The 14,283-nt window shown below is 73.4% G+C and carries 15 protein-coding genes; 9 read left to right on the forward strand and 6 right to left on the reverse strand.

Features of this window, described 5'->3' with window-relative positions:
* On the reverse strand, positions 1 to 670 hold a 670-nt coding region (locus tag IEZ00_RS36840), incomplete at its 3' end, for an aldehyde dehydrogenase family protein (RefSeq protein ID WP_229795908.1).
* A 134-nt stretch (positions 671 to 804) separates the two neighbouring features.
* On the opposite strand from IEZ00_RS36840, the gene IEZ00_RS19790 reads away from it, so the two are divergent.
* The 3 genes from IEZ00_RS19790 (at position 805) to IEZ00_RS19800 (ending at position 4,235) form a co-directional block, all read left to right on the forward strand.
* Positions 805 to 2,058: a glycoside hydrolase family 16 protein gene (locus tag IEZ00_RS19790; protein WP_189224760.1), complete on the forward strand. Its 1,254-nt coding sequence runs from the start codon at positions 805 to 807 to the stop codon at positions 2,056 to 2,058.
* Positions 2,059 to 2,081: 23 nt separating this feature from the next.
* Positions 2,082 to 3,170, forward strand: coding sequence for an acyl-CoA dehydrogenase family protein (locus IEZ00_RS19795; protein ID WP_189224761.1), 1,089 nt, complete (start codon positions 2,082 to 2,084; stop codon positions 3,168 to 3,170).
* Positions 3,171 to 3,260: 90 nt separating this feature from the next.
* Positions 3,261 to 4,235, forward strand: coding sequence for an MsnO8 family LLM class oxidoreductase (locus IEZ00_RS19800; RefSeq protein ID WP_189224762.1), 975 nt, complete (start codon positions 3,261 to 3,263; stop codon positions 4,233 to 4,235).
* A gap of 6 nt (positions 4,236 to 4,241) precedes the next feature.
* Here IEZ00_RS19800 and IEZ00_RS19805 read toward each other — a convergent pair whose 3' ends face one another.
* Entirely contained in the window at positions 4,242 to 5,150 is a 909-nt protein-coding gene (locus tag IEZ00_RS19805) for a proteasome assembly chaperone family protein (protein ID WP_189224763.1), read from the reverse strand.
* A gap of 229 nt (positions 5,151 to 5,379) precedes the next feature.
* Here IEZ00_RS19805 and IEZ00_RS19810 point away from each other — a divergent pair, with 229 nt between their 5' ends.
* From IEZ00_RS19810 to IEZ00_RS19820, 3 genes are all read left to right on the forward strand, one after another.
* Positions 5,380 to 7,254: an ABC transporter ATP-binding protein gene (locus IEZ00_RS19810; protein ID WP_189224764.1), complete on the forward strand. Its 1,875-nt coding sequence runs from the start codon at positions 5,380 to 5,382 to the stop codon at positions 7,252 to 7,254.
* 260 nt (positions 7,255 to 7,514) lie between these two features.
* A complete protein-coding gene (locus tag IEZ00_RS19815) occupies positions 7,515 to 8,198 on the forward strand; it encodes an aspartate/glutamate racemase family protein (protein ID WP_189224765.1) in 684 nt (227 codons plus the stop codon).
* A gap of 46 nt (positions 8,199 to 8,244) precedes the next feature.
* Positions 8,245 to 8,796: a hypothetical protein gene (locus tag IEZ00_RS19820; protein WP_189224766.1), complete on the forward strand. Its 552-nt coding sequence runs from the start codon at positions 8,245 to 8,247 to the stop codon at positions 8,794 to 8,796.
* Between the two features lie 15 nt (positions 8,797 to 8,811).
* Here the strand turns inward: IEZ00_RS19820 and IEZ00_RS19825 are convergent, their stop codons facing one another.
* Complete coding sequence (locus IEZ00_RS19825) at positions 8,812 to 9,552, reverse strand: SDR family oxidoreductase (protein ID WP_189224767.1); 741 nt, start codon at positions 9,550 to 9,552, stop codon at positions 8,812 to 8,814.
* Positions 9,553 to 9,695: 143 nt separating this feature from the next.
* Between IEZ00_RS19825 and IEZ00_RS19830 the strand changes: the two genes are divergently transcribed.
* The gene (locus IEZ00_RS19830; protein ID WP_306344684.1) at positions 9,696 to 10,289 is read left to right on the forward strand and encodes a DUF4230 domain-containing protein; all 594 of its coding nucleotides are present in this window, start codon (positions 9,696 to 9,698) and stop codon (positions 10,287 to 10,289) included.
* Here IEZ00_RS19830 and IEZ00_RS19835 read toward each other — a convergent pair.
* Complete coding sequence (locus tag IEZ00_RS19835) at positions 10,264 to 10,863, reverse strand: TetR/AcrR family transcriptional regulator (protein WP_229795909.1); 600 nt, start codon at positions 10,861 to 10,863, stop codon at positions 10,264 to 10,266. The two genes, IEZ00_RS19830 and IEZ00_RS19835, sit on opposite strands and share 26 nt — an antisense overlap.
* Before the next feature lie 91 nt (positions 10,864 to 10,954).
* On the opposite strand from IEZ00_RS19835, the gene IEZ00_RS19840 reads away from it, so the two are divergent.
* Positions 10,955 to 11,701 (forward strand): creatininase family protein, encoded by a 747-nt coding sequence (locus IEZ00_RS19840; RefSeq protein ID WP_209621222.1) that lies wholly within the window; start codon positions 10,955 to 10,957, stop codon positions 11,699 to 11,701.
* 13 nt (positions 11,702 to 11,714) lie between these two features.
* Here IEZ00_RS19840 and IEZ00_RS19845 read toward each other — a convergent pair whose 3' ends face one another.
* Positions 11,715 to 13,067 (reverse strand): amidase, encoded by a 1,353-nt coding sequence (locus IEZ00_RS19845; protein ID WP_189224769.1) that lies wholly within the window; start codon positions 13,065 to 13,067, stop codon positions 11,715 to 11,717.
* On the reverse strand, positions 13,054 to 13,260 hold the full coding sequence (locus tag IEZ00_RS19850) for a hypothetical protein (RefSeq protein WP_189224770.1): 207 nt from the start codon (positions 13,258 to 13,260) through the stop codon (positions 13,054 to 13,056). Before IEZ00_RS19850 ends, IEZ00_RS19845 begins: the two co-directional genes overlap by 14 nt.
* Before the next feature lie 106 nt (positions 13,261 to 13,366).
* On the opposite strand from IEZ00_RS19850, the gene IEZ00_RS19855 reads away from it, so the two are divergent.
* Positions 13,367 to 14,281 (forward strand): MBL fold metallo-hydrolase, encoded by a 915-nt coding sequence (locus IEZ00_RS19855; protein ID WP_189224771.1) that lies wholly within the window; start codon positions 13,367 to 13,369, stop codon positions 14,279 to 14,281.
* The last annotated feature ends 2 nt before the right edge of the window (positions 14,282 to 14,283 follow it).

Genomic DNA, 14,283 nt, shown 5'->3' on the forward strand with positions numbered 1-14,283 from the left:
CGGTGAGGTGGTCGAGCAGGTCGCCCGCGCTGCCGCAGACCAGCTGCACCGAGCCCTCGGGCAGCAGCCCGGAGGCGAGCATCAGCTCGACCAGCTTCTCGGTGAGGTAGGCGGTCGGCGAGGCGGGTTTGATCAGCGAGGGCACCCCGGCGACGAACGCGGGCGCGAACTTCTCCAGCGGGCCCCACACCGGGAAGTTGAAGGCGTTGATCTGCACCGAGACACCGCGCAGCGGGGTGCCGACGTGCTGGCCCGCGAACGTGCCGCCGCGGCCGAGCGGTTCCACCGCGCCCTCGACGTAGACCCTGTCGTTGGGCAGTTCCCGCTTGGCCTTGCCCGCGTAGCCGAACAGCACGCCGATGCCGCCGTCCACGTCGATCAGCGAGTCGGCGCGGGTGGCGCCGCTGCGCGCGGACAGCGCGTACAGCTCGTCGCGGTGCTCGCGCAGGTAGGAGGCCAGCGCCTTGAGCAGCGCGCCCCGCTGGTGGAAGGTCAGCTCGCGCAGCGCCGGGCCGCCCACGCGCCTGCCGTGCTCCAGCGCCGCGGCCATGTCCACGCCCGCCGAGGAGACGCGGGCGATCTCCTCGCCGGTCACCGCGTCGCGCAGCGGCGTCCCCTCCGCGGTGGGGGTGTGCCAGCGACCGGACACGTAGCTGCGCAGCAGGGCCATGGGTGTCGACCTCCTCGTCGGGCCGGTGGGTGTCCCGGCACGCACGACAGTAAAGCGCCCCCACTTTCATCGTGACTTGATTCAAGCTCATGCAGTAACTTCTGTGCGCCGCCGCCAGAGTGAAGGGAACGTCAATGCGGACACGAGTGCTGGTGGGCGCGATCGTGCTCACCCTAGGCGGGCTGGTCGCCCCGATGACGGCGGCCACGGGCGCTCCCCCCGCCGCCACCCCCCAGGCCGCCGCCCAGGAGGTCGGCACCACGGCCGTCACCTGGGAGGAGAACTTCGACGGTCCTGCGGGCAGCCGCGTGAACGCGGCCAGGTGGAACACCGAGATCGGCGACAACCACGGCAACAACAAGGAGCACCAGTACTACACCGACTCCGCGAGCAACGCCGCGCTGGACGGTGCGGGCAACCTGGTGATCACCGCGCGGAAGGAGAACCCCGGCAACTACAACTGCTGGTACGGCCGCTGCCAGTACACCTCGGCCCGGATCAACACCGCGGGCAAGTTCAGCACCACCTACGGCCGCGTCGAAGCGCGCATGAAGATGCCGCGCGGCAAGGGCATCTGGCCCGCGTTCTGGATGCTGGGCAGCGACATCAACAACGGCGTGCCGTGGCCGAGCAGCGGTGAGATCGACATCATGGAGTTCCTGGGGCACCAGCAGAACACCGTGTACGGCACGATCCACGGTCCGGGCTACTCCGGCGCCGAGGGCATCGGGATGGCCTACAACGGCCCGAACTTCGCCGACGGCTTCCACACCTTCGCGGTGGACTGGACGCCCAACTCCATCGCCTGGTCCGTCGACGGCCACGTCTACCAGCGCCGCACCCCCGCGGACCTGGGCGGCGACCGCTGGGTGTTCGACAAGCCGTTCTTCATCATCCTCAACCTCGCGGTGGGCGGCGAGTGGCCCGGCTACCCCGACGCCAGCACGGTCTTCCCGCAGCAGTTCGTGATCGACTACGTCCGGGTCAGCAGCACCAGCGGCGGCGGCGCGGGCGGCCGGATCACCGGTCTGGCGGGCAAGTGCCTGGACGTGGCCAACGGCAACTCCGCCAACGCCACGCCGATCCAGATCCACGACTGCAACGGCACCGCCGCGCAGCAGTGGAGCAGGCCGGGCGACGGCACCATCCGCGCGTTCGGCAAGTGCCTGGACGCGGCCAACGCGGGCACCGCGGACGGCACGCCGGTCCAGCTCTACGAGTGCAACGGCACCGGCGCCCAGCAGTGGGCGGTCAGCGCGGCCAACGACATCGTCAACATCCCGGCCGACAAGTGCCTGGACGTCAAGGACAACAACCCCAACAACGGGGCCAGGGTCCAGCTGTGGACCTGCGCGGGCACGGCCAACCAGAAGTGGACCGTGTCCTAGTCGCAGGGCGCTAGGTTGGGCGGGTGCGCGCACTGCACCCGTTGATCAGGGCCGAAGCGGCCGACGCCGAGCGGGACCGCCGGATCACCCGGCGGGTCTTCCGAGCGCTGGTCGGGGCGGGTGCGACGCGACTGCTCGCACCCGCCCGCCTCGGGGGCGCGGAGCAGGACCTGCCGACGTGGGCGCGGACCGTGGAGGACCTCGCCCAGGCCGACGGGTCGACCGGGTGGACCGCGATGACCACCAGCGCCACCTCCGCGCTGGCGTGGCGGATGTCCGACGAGGGCGCCGAGGAGGTCTTCGGCGAGGCGTCCTCGGTGGCCGCGGGCACCGCCGCCCCGCTGGGCCGCGCCACCGAGGTCGAGGGCGGCCACCGGATCAGCGGCCGGTGGGGCTGGGGCAGCGCGGTGCCGCTGTGCGACTGGGTCGCGGGCGGCGCGCTGACCGACGCCGGGCCGGTGGTCGCGCTGTTCCCCGCCGCGGACGTCACCGTGCACGACACCTGGCACGCGGCCGGGCTGCGGGCGACCGCCTCGCACGACTGGGAGGTCACCGACGTGTTCGTCCCGACCCGGCGGGCGGCGCGCGCGGGCGAGATCCACCTCGGCCACCCGCTGGCCGCGTTCCCCTTCCTGTCCTTCCTGGCCGTCGGCGTCGCGGCGGTGGGCATGGGCATCGCGCTGCGGGCGGTGGAGGAGATCGAGAAGCTGGCGGTGATCAAGACGCCGCAGCACACCTCCCAGCCGCTGGCCGAGCAGGCGGGCGCGCAGCTGGAGCTGGCCCGCGCGCAGGCCCGGCTGTGCGCGGCGCGGGCGTTCCTGCACGCGGAGCTGGCCGAGCGGTGGGAGCAGACCGCGGCGGGCCGGGCGGCCTCGGTGCCGGACCGCGCCCGGCTGCGGCTGGCGTGCGCGCACGCCGCGCGGGAGGCGGCCGAGGTGACCCGGATCGCGTTCGCCCTCGGCGGCGGGACCGCCGTGTTCGAGACCTCGGCGCTGCAGCGGTGCCTGCGGGACGCGCACGTGGCCGCGCAGCACACGCTGGTGTCCCAGCGGGTGTTCCAGACCTACGGCCGGGTGCGGCTGCTCGGGGAAGACTCGGACGACCGGCTCTGACCGGTTCTGCACCACGTTGACCGGCGCTGACCTGCGCTGAACGGCGCTGACCGGCGGAATTCCACCGCGCGGGCGATCGTTGACCACGGGGTGAGGCTTTCCGTGCTGGACCGGTCGCGCACCCGCGAGGGGCACTCCCCCGCCGAGGCGCTGCGCGACACCGTGGAGTTCGCCCGGCGGGCGGAAGCGCTGGGCTACCACCGGTTCTGGGTGTCCGAGCACCACGGCGTGCCCGGTGTGGCGGGCTCCGCGCCGACCGTGCTGGCCGCCGCCGTGGCGGCGGCCACCTCGCGCATCCGGGTCGGCACGGGCGGGGTGATGCTGCCCAACCACCGGCCGCTGGTGGTCGCCGAGCAGTTCGGCGTGCTGGAGTCGCTGTTCCCCGGCCGGATCGACATGGGGCTGGGGCGGTCGGTGGGGTTCACCGGGCCGGTGCGCCGGGCGCTGGGGCACGACAAGGACGACGCGGACCGGTTCGAGGGGCAGCTGGCGGAGCTGCTCGGCTACTTCACCGGGGCCAACGAGGTGCCCGGCCTGCCCGCCGAGGGCCTGCGGGTGCCCGCGTTCGTGCTGGCCACCGGCGCCGGGGCCGGGATCGCCGCGCGCCACGGCCTGCCGCTGGTGATCGGCGCGGTCCGGGGCGAGGAGCCGATGCTGCGGGCGGTGCGCGACTACCGGGCGGAGTTCCGGCCATCGCCCCTGGCCGCCGAGCCCTACGTCGTGGTGTCGCTCTCGGTCGCGGTGGCCGCGACCGCGGAGGAGGCGTGGCGGCTGCTGGTGCCCGAGGCGTGGGCGATGGCCCACTCGCGCACCCGCGGCGTGTTCCCGCCGCTGCGGCCCGCCGCCGAGGTGCTGGCCCTGCCGATGACCGCCCGCGAGCGCTCGCTGTTCGAGCAGTCGCTGCGCGGCCACCTCTTCGGCACCCCGGCCGAGATCGCCGAGTCGCTGGACGCGCTGGTGGCGCGCACCGGCGCGGACGAGGTCCTGGTCACCACCAGCACCCACGACCGCGCCGCCCTGCTCGACTCCTACCGCCTGCTGGCCGACGCCGCGGGCGGGCGGTGAGCAGGTTCAGTCGCGCTGCTGCTCGGCCAGGAAGCGCTCCAGCTCCGCCGCCAGCTCGTCCGCGCTGGGCAGCGGCTCGCCCTCCTCCAGCAGCAGGTTGTTCGTCGAGTCCTCGGCGGCCTCGGCGAAGGCGTCGTACTGGCGCTCCAGCGCCTCCACGACCTGCGCCACCTCCTGCGACTCGGCCACCTGCCGGGCGATGTCCGCGTCCGTGCGGCGCGCGGCCTCGTTCAGCGCCGCCGCCTGCAGCACCAGCCCGGTGGACTTGGTCAGCGCCTCCAGCAGGCTCAGCGACGCCGTCGGGTAGGAGCTCTGCGCCAGGTAGTGCGGCACGTAGGCGACCAGGCCCATCGCGTCGTGGCCCCACTGGCCCAGCCGCAGCTCCAGCAGCGCCGACAGGTGACCGGGCACCTGCACCCGGTTGAACGGCGAGGTCCCGGTGACCAGCTCGGGGCGGGTCGCGTGGGAGATCACCGACAGCTTGCGGGTGTGCGGCACGCCCATCGGGATGCCGTGGAAGCCGACCGCCAGGCGCACGCCCCAGCGGTCGATCAGCGCCCGCACCGCGGCGGCGACCGCCTCCCAGCGGCGGTCCGGCTCGGGGCCGGTGAGCAGCAGGAACGGCGTGCCCACGGCGTCGTGCAGCAGGTGCACCAGCAGCTCCGGCGCCGCGTAGTCCTCCCACCGGTCGGTGACGAAGGTCATCGCGGGCCGCCGTGCGCGGTAGTCGATGAGGTCGTCGACGTCGAAGCGCGCGATGACGCGGCTCTCGTGCGCCTCCAGCAGGTGCTCGACCAGCGCACCGCCGGCCGCACCGGCGTCCATGAAGCCGGCGAAGTGGTGCAGCAGCACCGCTCCGGTCAGGTCCGGGACGTCGGAGTCGACCTCGAACAGCTCCTCCGGGTCCAGCGCCACCTCGTGCCTCCCGATGTCCTCGCGTTTGCTCTTCCCCGCCACAACGCTCGGGACCGGTGATCCATTCCCGGAACCGCCGAGCGGTCGCGCCCGCTCCAGCCTGCACCCGGAGCGGTTGGGAGGAATACCGGGATCGCGCTGCCACCGCCGCGGGGTCGCCGTCACGGGTGTCGTCGCCCCGCGGCAAACCGCTTGACCTCCAGTTCCGTCGAGGTCTTACCTTCCCGGCATGGACATGGAAGTCACTGCCTGGACGTCGCTGTACCACGCGATGAACGCCCAGGACGACAAACGCCCGTTCTCGGTGGCGGGCCTGCGCCGAATATGGCGGTTCGCCGACGTGCGCCGATCGCGGTTGTGGCAGTACCTCGCGGTCAGCGTGGTGGGGGCGGTGCTCGCGGTGGTGACGCCGGTGCTCGCGGGCCGCGTGGTGGACGCGATCGTCGGCGGTCGGCCCTCGGGCGTGGTGCTGGGGCTGGCCGGGCTCATCGCGGTCATCGCGGTCGTCGAGGCGGCGCTGGGGCTGCTGGCGCGGTGGCTGTCGGCCAGCATCGGCGAGGACCTGATCCTGCGGCTGCGCACCAAGGTCTACGACCACGTGCAGCGGATGCCGATCGCGTTCTTCACCCGCACCCGCACGGGCGCGCTGGTCAGCCGGTTGAACAACGACGTGATCGGCGCGCAGCGGGCGTTCAGCGACACGCTGTCCAGCGTGGTGGGCAACCTGGTCACGCTGCTGCTCACGCTGGTGGTCATGATCAGCCTGTCCTGGCAGATCACGCTGCTGGCGCTGGTGCTGCTGCCGGTGTTCGTGCTGCCCGCGCGGCGGATGGGCACCCGCCTGGCGCGGCTGGAGCGGGAAGCCGCCAACCACAACGCGGCCATGAGCACGCAGATGACCGAGCGGTTCTCCGCGCCGGGCGCGACGCTGGTGAAGCTGTTCGGCCGCCCGGCGCGCGAGTCCGCCGAGTTCGCCCTGCGGGCGCGGCGGGTGCGCGACATCGGCGTGCGCGGGGCGATGGTGCAGACGGTGTTCATCACCGCGCTGACCCTGGTCTCCGCGCTGGCGCTGGCCCTGGTCTACGGCCTCGGCGGCTTCTACGCGCTGCGCGGCCAGCTCGACCCCGGCGCCGTTGTCGCCCTGGCGCTGCTGCTGACCAGGCTCTACGCGCCGCTGACCGCGCTGGCCAGCGCGCGGGTGGAGGTGATGAGCGCGCTGGTGTCGTTCGAGCGGGTCTTCGAGGTGCTCGACCTGCGGCCGCTGATCGTGGAGAAGCCCGACGCCCGGCCGCTGCCGGAGGGACCGGTGTCGGTGGAGTTCACCGACGTGCGGTTCTCCTACCCGTCGGCGGAGAAGGTCTCGCTGGCGTCGCTGGAGGAGGTCGCGGTGCTCGACACCCGCGGCGGTGCCGAGGTGCTGCACGGCGTGTCGTTCCGCGCCGAACCGGGTCAGCTGGTGGCCCTGGTCGGCTCGTCGGGCGCGGGCAAGTCCACCATCGCCTCGCTGGTGCCGCGGCTGTACGACGTGGACTCCGGTTCGGTGCGGCTGTCCGGCGTGGACGTGCGGGACCTGACCGCCGAGGCGATCCGCGAGGCGCTGGGCATGGTGACCCAGGACGGCCACCTGTTCCACGAGTCGATCCGGGAGAACCTCCTGCTGGCCCGCCCCGAGGCGAACGAGGAGGAGCTGTGGGACGTGCTGCGGCGCGCACGGCTGGCCGACCTGGTGGCGTCGCTGCCCGACGGGCTGGACACCGTGGTGGGCGAGCGCGGCTACCGGCTCTCCGGCGGCGAGCGGCAGCGGCTGACCATCGCCCGCCTGCTGCTGGCGCGCCCCCGCGTGGTGATCCTGGACGAGGCGACCGCCCACCTGGACTCCACCTCCGAGGCGGCGGTGCAGGCCGCGCTGGGCGAGGCGCTGGAGGGCCGCACGGCGGTGGTCATCGCGCACCGGCTGTCGACCATCCGGGCGGCGGACCTGATCCTCGTGGTGGAGGACGGGCACGTGGTGGAGCGGGGGACGCACGCGGAGCTGCTGGCGGCGGGCGGGCGCTACGAGGAGCTGTACCGGACCCAGTTCGCCGAGCAGGTCCCGGTGTCCTGAGGTCGGGCGGCGGGGGGACGGCCGGGCCGCGCACGCGGAGTGCCTGAAGGGGTGGCCCGCAGGCCCGGCAACCACGAAAGCACGACTCAGAGTGCGCGAATGTTGAATTCGTGGTGTCTGGAGGTTCGACTCGCGGGGGCGACACGCCCAACACGCCCATAGGTGGGTGGCACCGGGAGCGGGCGTTTGCTGGATATTGACTCGTATCGACGGCGGGAAACGCGGTTGGCCCGCGCCGGGTCGGTGCGCGAGAGTGCCGCATGCGAACCATCGGCCTGATCGGCGGCATGAGCTGGGAGTCGTCGGCGGAGTACTACCGCCTGCTCAACGAGGAGGTGCGGCGCAGGCTGGGCGGCCACCACTGCGCGCCGAGCCTGCTGCTGACCGTGGACTTCGCCGAGGTGGAGCTGTTGCAGCGCACCGGCCGCTGGGCGGAGGCGGGCGAGCTGCTGGCCGGGGCGGCCCGCGCGCTCCTGGCGGGCGGCGCGGAGCTGATCTTGTTGTGCACCAACACCATGCACAAGGTCGCGGACGCCATCACCGACGCCGTGGACGTGCCGTTCGTGCACATCGTGGACGCCACGGCGGCCAAGCTCGGCCCGCACCGCAAGGTCGGTCTGCTGGGCACGCGGTTCACCATGGAGCAGGACTTCTACCGCGACCGGATGCGGCGGCACGGCATCGAGCTGGTCGTGCCCGACGAACCGGACCGCACGCTCGTGCACGACGTGATCTACCAGGAGCTGACCCGCAACCGCGTGGAGCCCTCCTCGCGCGCCGCCTACCGGGAGGTGATGGCCCGGCTGGTCGAGCGCGGCGCGGAGGCGGTGATCCTGGGCTGCACGGAGATCACCCTGCTGGTCGACCAGTCCGACTGCGCGGTGCCGGTGGTCGACTCGACCCGCCTGCACGTCGAGGCGGGCGTGGACCTGGCGCTGAGCTAGTCACGTCCGACCGGCCCTGGTGCGTCGCGTGCGGCAGAGTGTGCGCATGGAACTGACGCCGCGCGCCGTGTTCGACCTGGCCCGCTCGACCGTCGAGACCGCCGTCTCCGTGCCGGGCCGGGTGCTGGGCCTGCTGGAAGCCGCCGAGTCCGTGGTCCGCCGGGCCGACGACCTGGTCACCCGCACCGAGGGGGTGCTGGCCGAGACCGAGGCTCTGGTGGCCCGCGCGTCGGCGGTGACCGCCACCGCCGAGGTGGTCACCGCCGACGTCGGCGAGCTGTCGCGGACCTCGCGCGAGCTGGTGGACGTCTACGCTCCCCTGGCCCAGCGCGCCCAGCCGCTGGCGGCCCGGTTCGTCGAGGAGCTGACGCCGCAGGAGGTGGAGGCGGCGGTGCGGCTGGTGGACCAGCTGCCCGAACTCGCCAGGCACATGGCGGAGGACGTGCTGCCGATCCTGGCCACGCTGGACCGCGTCGGCCCGGACATCCACCAGCTGCTGGACGTGGTCAACGACATGCGGCAGGCGATCCTGGGCATCCCCGGCTTCGCCTTCATGCGCCGCCGGGGCGAGGAGAAGGAGGACCGGGGCGAGACCTGACCGTCACAGCACCCGTCACAGCACCCGTTCCAGCAGCCGCAGCGGCGCGTGCCGGTACACGGGGGCCAGCAGCCGCCACGGCCACGCGGGCACGCAGGCGGTGGCCACCTCGCGCTCGATGGCCCGCACCATCGCCCGCACGCCCACCTCCGTGCTGGTGATCAGCAGGGCGTCCTCGGGGTTCATCTCGGAGCGGATGTAGCCGGGCAGGATGGCGCTGACCCGGATCGGCGTGCGCAGCGCGTCCATGCGGATGCCCTCGGCCAGCGAGGACACCGCCGCCTTGGTCGCGGCGTAGGCGGCGGCGCTGCGCGGCATCCCGCGCAGCGCGCCGAGGGACGAGATCAGCACCAGGTGCCCGGCTCCCCGCGCGTAGAACAGCTCCATCGCGGCTTCGGCCTGGGCGAGCGCGCCGATGAAGTTCGTCTCCGCGGTGCGCCGGTTGGCCTGGAAACCGCCGGTGCCCACCTTGCGCCCCTTGCCGATGCCCGCGTTGACCACCACCCGGTCCAGCCCGCCCAGCTCCTCGGCGAAGGAGCGGAAGACCGCGAACACCGCGTCGTGGTCGGTGACGTCGAGCTGCCGGGTGGCGACGGTGATGCCGGGGTGGGCGGCGGTCAGCTCCTCGCGGAGCCGGTCGAGCCGGTCGGTCCGCCGCGCGCACAGCGCGAGGTCGCGGCCCATCGCGGCGAACCGCCTGGCCATCCCCTCGCCCAGGCCGGAGCTGGCACCGGTGATCAGGATCTTCTTGCGCACCACCGGAGCCTAGCGGCACGTCGCGCCCGCGGGCAGGGGTGTCCAAAGTGGAAGGTCACTGAGCGCTTCCTCCGCCGTCACCAGGTGTCGCCTGCGCCCGGAGCGGGTACCCGCCGCGCATGAGGTGGCGCACCGGTGTGCTCGTGACAAGCGCGGTCCTGACGGTGGTGGCGGTCGTCGCGGTGCTCGGCCTGACGAAGGTGTGGAACCCCTTCGGCACCGACACGGTGGACCGCGGTCAGCCCGCGGTGCTGCAGTCGCTGCGCGACCTGAGCCAGTACCACGCCTCGGCGGGCGACTACCAGGTGGTGCTCGACATCGAGAAGGACGTGCGCTACGTGCCCAGCGCCCTGGCGGGTCAGCGGACGCTGTTCGTGGCGGCGGGCACGGTGAACGCCTACGTCGACTTCGGCCGCCTCACCGAGGAGTCGATGAGGATCTCCCAGGAGAACCGGACCGTCGAGCTGACCCTGCCCGAGCCGGTGCTGGACAAGCCGAACCTCCACCAGGACAAGTGCTACGTCTTCGCCCAGGAGCGCGGTCTGTTCGACCGGTTGGCCTCGCTGGTGGAGACGCAGGACCAGCAGCCGTTCTACGTCGCGGCGGAGCAGAAGATCGCCGACGCGGCCAAGGAGTCCGGGCTGGCGGAGCGCGCCGAGGACAACACCCGCAAGATGCTCACCGGGATGCTCACCGCGCTGGGCTACCAGGTCACCTTCCGCCAAGCGGCGGATTAGCGCCCGCGCTCGGTTCGCGGGGGGCGAGGAGGGCGGTGACCAGGTCGCGGGCGTAGCCGGTGCCGAAGGAGCCGCGGCGGAACAGGATGCGGTACAGCATCGGCGCCACGACGCGGTCGATGACCTCCTCCACGTCGGGTGCCCGCTGGCCCCGGTCGGCGGCGCGGGCGAGGATGATCGCGATCTGCGCGGCCGCGTAGTCCGAGCACTGGCCCGCGTTGTCCCCGTCCGGGTCGCCGAGCAGGGCGTCGCGCACGTAGGCGCGGCCCGGTGGGGACGCCATCTCCTCCAGGAACTGCTCCGCCCACGCCGTCAGGTCGGCCGCCAGGTCCCCGTGGTCCTCGGGCGGCCCGTCCGGCCGCAGCCGCTCGACGGCGACGTCGGACAGCAGCTCCTGGAGGTCGCCCCAGCGGCGGTAGACGGTGGACGGGGTGACGCCCGCGCGCGCGGCGATCAGGGGCACGGTCAGCGCGCCGCGCCCCACTTCCGCTTCCAGCTCGCGCACGGCGGCGTGCACGGACTCCTGGACCCGCGCGCTGCGCCCGCCGGGCCGCACCATCGGTCTGGGACTCACCACACCACCTTAAAGCAAAATCCTTGCGTCAAGCCGCGAGCACGACTTACGCTCACTAAAGCTAAGAATTAGCTTTAGTGAGGAGGCTGTCGTGGAACACCGCTGGAACCACCTGACCGCACCGGAACTGCGCGCGCTGGCCGAGCGCGACGCCGTCGTGCTGCTGCCGGTGGGCTCGACCGAGCAGCACGGCGAGCACCTGCCCACCGGCGTGGACGACTTCCTGGCCGCCGAGGTGTGCCTGCGGGCCGCCGCCATGGCCCCCGTGCCGGTGGTGGTGGCCCCCTCGGTGTGGTGCGGCCTGGCCGAGCACCACATGGCCTTCGGCGGCACCCTGACCCTCTCGCTGCCGACGCTGCACGCGCTCCTGCGCGACCTCTGCCGGTCCGTGCTGCGCGCCGGGTTCGGCCGCGTCCTCATCGTCAACGGGCACGGCGGCAACGTCACCGCCCTGAACGCGCTGGTCAACGAGCTGACCGCGGAACTGGGCGCGCCGCTGGCGGTCACGAGCTACTTCACCGCCGGGAAAGCGGTGATCGAGCGCACGCTCCAGACGCAGGACCAGCTCATGCACGCCTGCGAGGGCGAGACGTCGATGGCGCTGGCGGCCTTCCCCGGACTGGTGCGCGCGGAGAAGGTCCCCGCCGCCGTGGGGCCCACGATCTCCTTGCAGTCCGAGGACAGCGCCCCGGTCCACCGCTCCATCCCGTTCGAGCGCATCGCGCCGACGGGCACGGCGGGCGATGCCCGCACCGCCTCGGCGGCCAAGGGCGAGCGGTTGCTCGACGGCTGCGCGCGCGCCCTGGCTGACCTGTTGGCGGGCATCTGGGAGCGGTGACCGGGGCGGCGCGTCAGGCGACCGGCGCGAGCCGGGGGGCGGCCCCGGTCCGCTCGTACGCGTGCCCGAGGCGCAGGAGCACGGCCTCGCCCAGTGGCCGCCCCATGAGCTGCATCCCGATCGGCAGGCCCGCCCGGTCCTGTCCGACCGGCACGGTCAGCGACGGCACGCCTGCGATGTTGGCGGGGGCCGACAGGCGCACGTAGGCGTCGGAGACGGTCTCCACCGCGCCGTCGGGCCAGGTGACCGAGTCCCGCCCCACTTCGACCGCGGTCAGCGGCACGGTCGGGGCGGCGATCGCGTCGACCCCGTCCAGCACGTCCAGCCAGGCCCGCCGCATGAGCGTGCGGGCGCGCTGGGCGCGCAGGTAGTCGCCCGCCGACAGCAGCGCCCCCGCTTCGAGCAGGACGCGCACGTCGTCCGCGTACAGCTCGGGGACCGACCGCAGCGTCCGCTCGTGGTAGGCGGTGGCCTCGGGGACCATCAGGCCCCAGTGGGTCGCCTGGATGTAGCGGGTCATCGGGATCTCGACCTCGATTAGCCGCGCCCCCAGCTCCTCCAGCCGTGCGACGGCCGCGCGGACAGCGGCTTCGACTTCGGGGTCCACGTGGTCGAAGTAGTAGTTGACCGGCACGCCGACGCGCAGCCCTCGGAGGTCCCCGTCACGCGGGTAGTCCGCGAAGGACTGGGCGCGGCCGGGGGCTACCAGTGCCGCCAGCACCAGGCCGGCGTCCTCGACCGTGCGCGTGATGGGGCCGACGTGGTCCAGCGACCACGACAGCGAGGTCACCCCGCGCCGGGGGACCAGGTCGTAGGTCGGCTTGAGGCCCACGACCCCGTTCAGCGCGGCGGGCACCCGGATCGAGCCGCCGGTGTCGGTCCCCAGCGCGAAGGTCGCCGCCCCGGCGGCCACGGCGACCGCCGACCCGCCGCTGGAGCCGCCCGCGACCCGGCCCCGGTCCCACGCGTTGCCGGTCTGCGGCGTGATCAGGCCGTAGGCGAACTCGTGCGTGTGGGTCTTGCCCACCAGCGCCGCGCCCGCCGCGGCCAGTCGCGCGGCCACCGCGCTGTCCGCCTCGGCCCGGTGGTCGGCCCGGACCCGCGAGCTGGCCGTGGTCGCCACGCCCGCGACGTCGATCAGGTCCTTGAGCGCCATCGGGATGCCGCGCAGCGGGCCATCCACCGCGCCCTCCGCCCGTCGGGCGTCGTGGCGGGCGCGCTCGGCGGTCACCTCGACGTAGGCGTGCAGGTGCGGCTCCACCCGGTCGATCCGCTCCAGCACCGAGTCCACCAGCTCGACGGGGGACAGCCGGCGGGCGCGCACCTCCTGCGCGGCCTCGGCGAGGGACAGCTCATACGGCCGCATCGAAGTCCTCCTCCGCGCGGTAGACGGCGGACGGGGGCGTGTCGCCGAAGTCCAGCTCGCGCAGGACGGAGACGACGGAGTGCACGTGGTTGGCGACGTCGGCCACCGTGGCGAGCCGGTCGTGCGGCAGCGGGAGGCCGGCTCGCGTCGCCCAGCGGGCGACCTCCGGCGGGGTGAGCTCTGGACTGGACATGTGCACCTCTCGATAAAAGCTAAGGGTTTGCGTTAGAAGACGATAGGGCCTATCGTGCCTTAACGCAAAGTCATTGCTTTAGCTTCGACTGCGGGAGGAAGCAGACATGCAGGCAGCACGAACCGCCGGTCCCGCGCCCGCCTGGTCCGTCGGCGACATCACCGTGCACCGGGTGGACGAGGCGGTGCTGACGGGCCCGGTCGGCCGGTGGCTGCTGCCCGGCGCGACCGAGGAGGTCGTCGCCCGGCACGACTGGCTGCGGCCCGACTTCGCCGACGACGCGGGCGTCCTGCGCCTGGCCACCCACAGCTTCGCCCTGCGCGCGGGCGGGCTGCGGATCGTGGTCGACACCGGCATCGGCAACGGCAAGACCCGCGCCAACCCCGCCTGGCACGACCTGCGCACCGACTACCTCGACCGGCTCGCGGCGGCCGGTTTCCCGCCGGAGTCGGTCGACCTGGTGGTCACCACCCACCTGCACACCGACCACGTCGGCTGGAACACGCGCGCGGTGGACGGCGAGTGGGTACCCACCTTCCCCAACGCCCGCTACCTCGTCTCCCGCGCCGAGCGGGAGTTCTGGGCCGGGTACGACATGGACGAGCCGCGCAAGCAGATGTTCCGCGACTCGGTGCACCCGGTCGAGCAGGCGGGGTTGCTCGACCTCGTCGACGTCCCCGCCGACGGGCTCGACGTCGTCCCCGGCGTGCGGCTGCTGCCCGCGCCCGGCCACACCCCCGGCCACGTCGCGGTGCGGCTGGACGACGGCGGGCGCACGGCGCTGATCACCGGTGACTGCCTGCACCACCCCGTGCAGCTGCCGCACCCCGACATCAGCAGCTGCGTGGACATCGACCCGGTGCTGGCCGAGACCACCCGGCGCGACCTGCTCGCCCGGCTCGCGGACACCGGCACGCTGCTGCTGGGCAGCCACTTCCCGCCGCCCACCGCCGGGCGGGTGGTCGCGCGCGGGGACGCCTACCGGCTGGTCCCCGCGCCCCCGGACGAGCGGGCCGCCTAGGC

It is taken from the genome of Saccharothrix coeruleofusca (genome assembly GCF_014648515.1).
In the GTDB taxonomy this organism is placed as follows: domain Bacteria; phylum Actinomycetota; class Actinomycetes; order Mycobacteriales; family Pseudonocardiaceae; genus Actinosynnema; species Actinosynnema coeruleofuscum.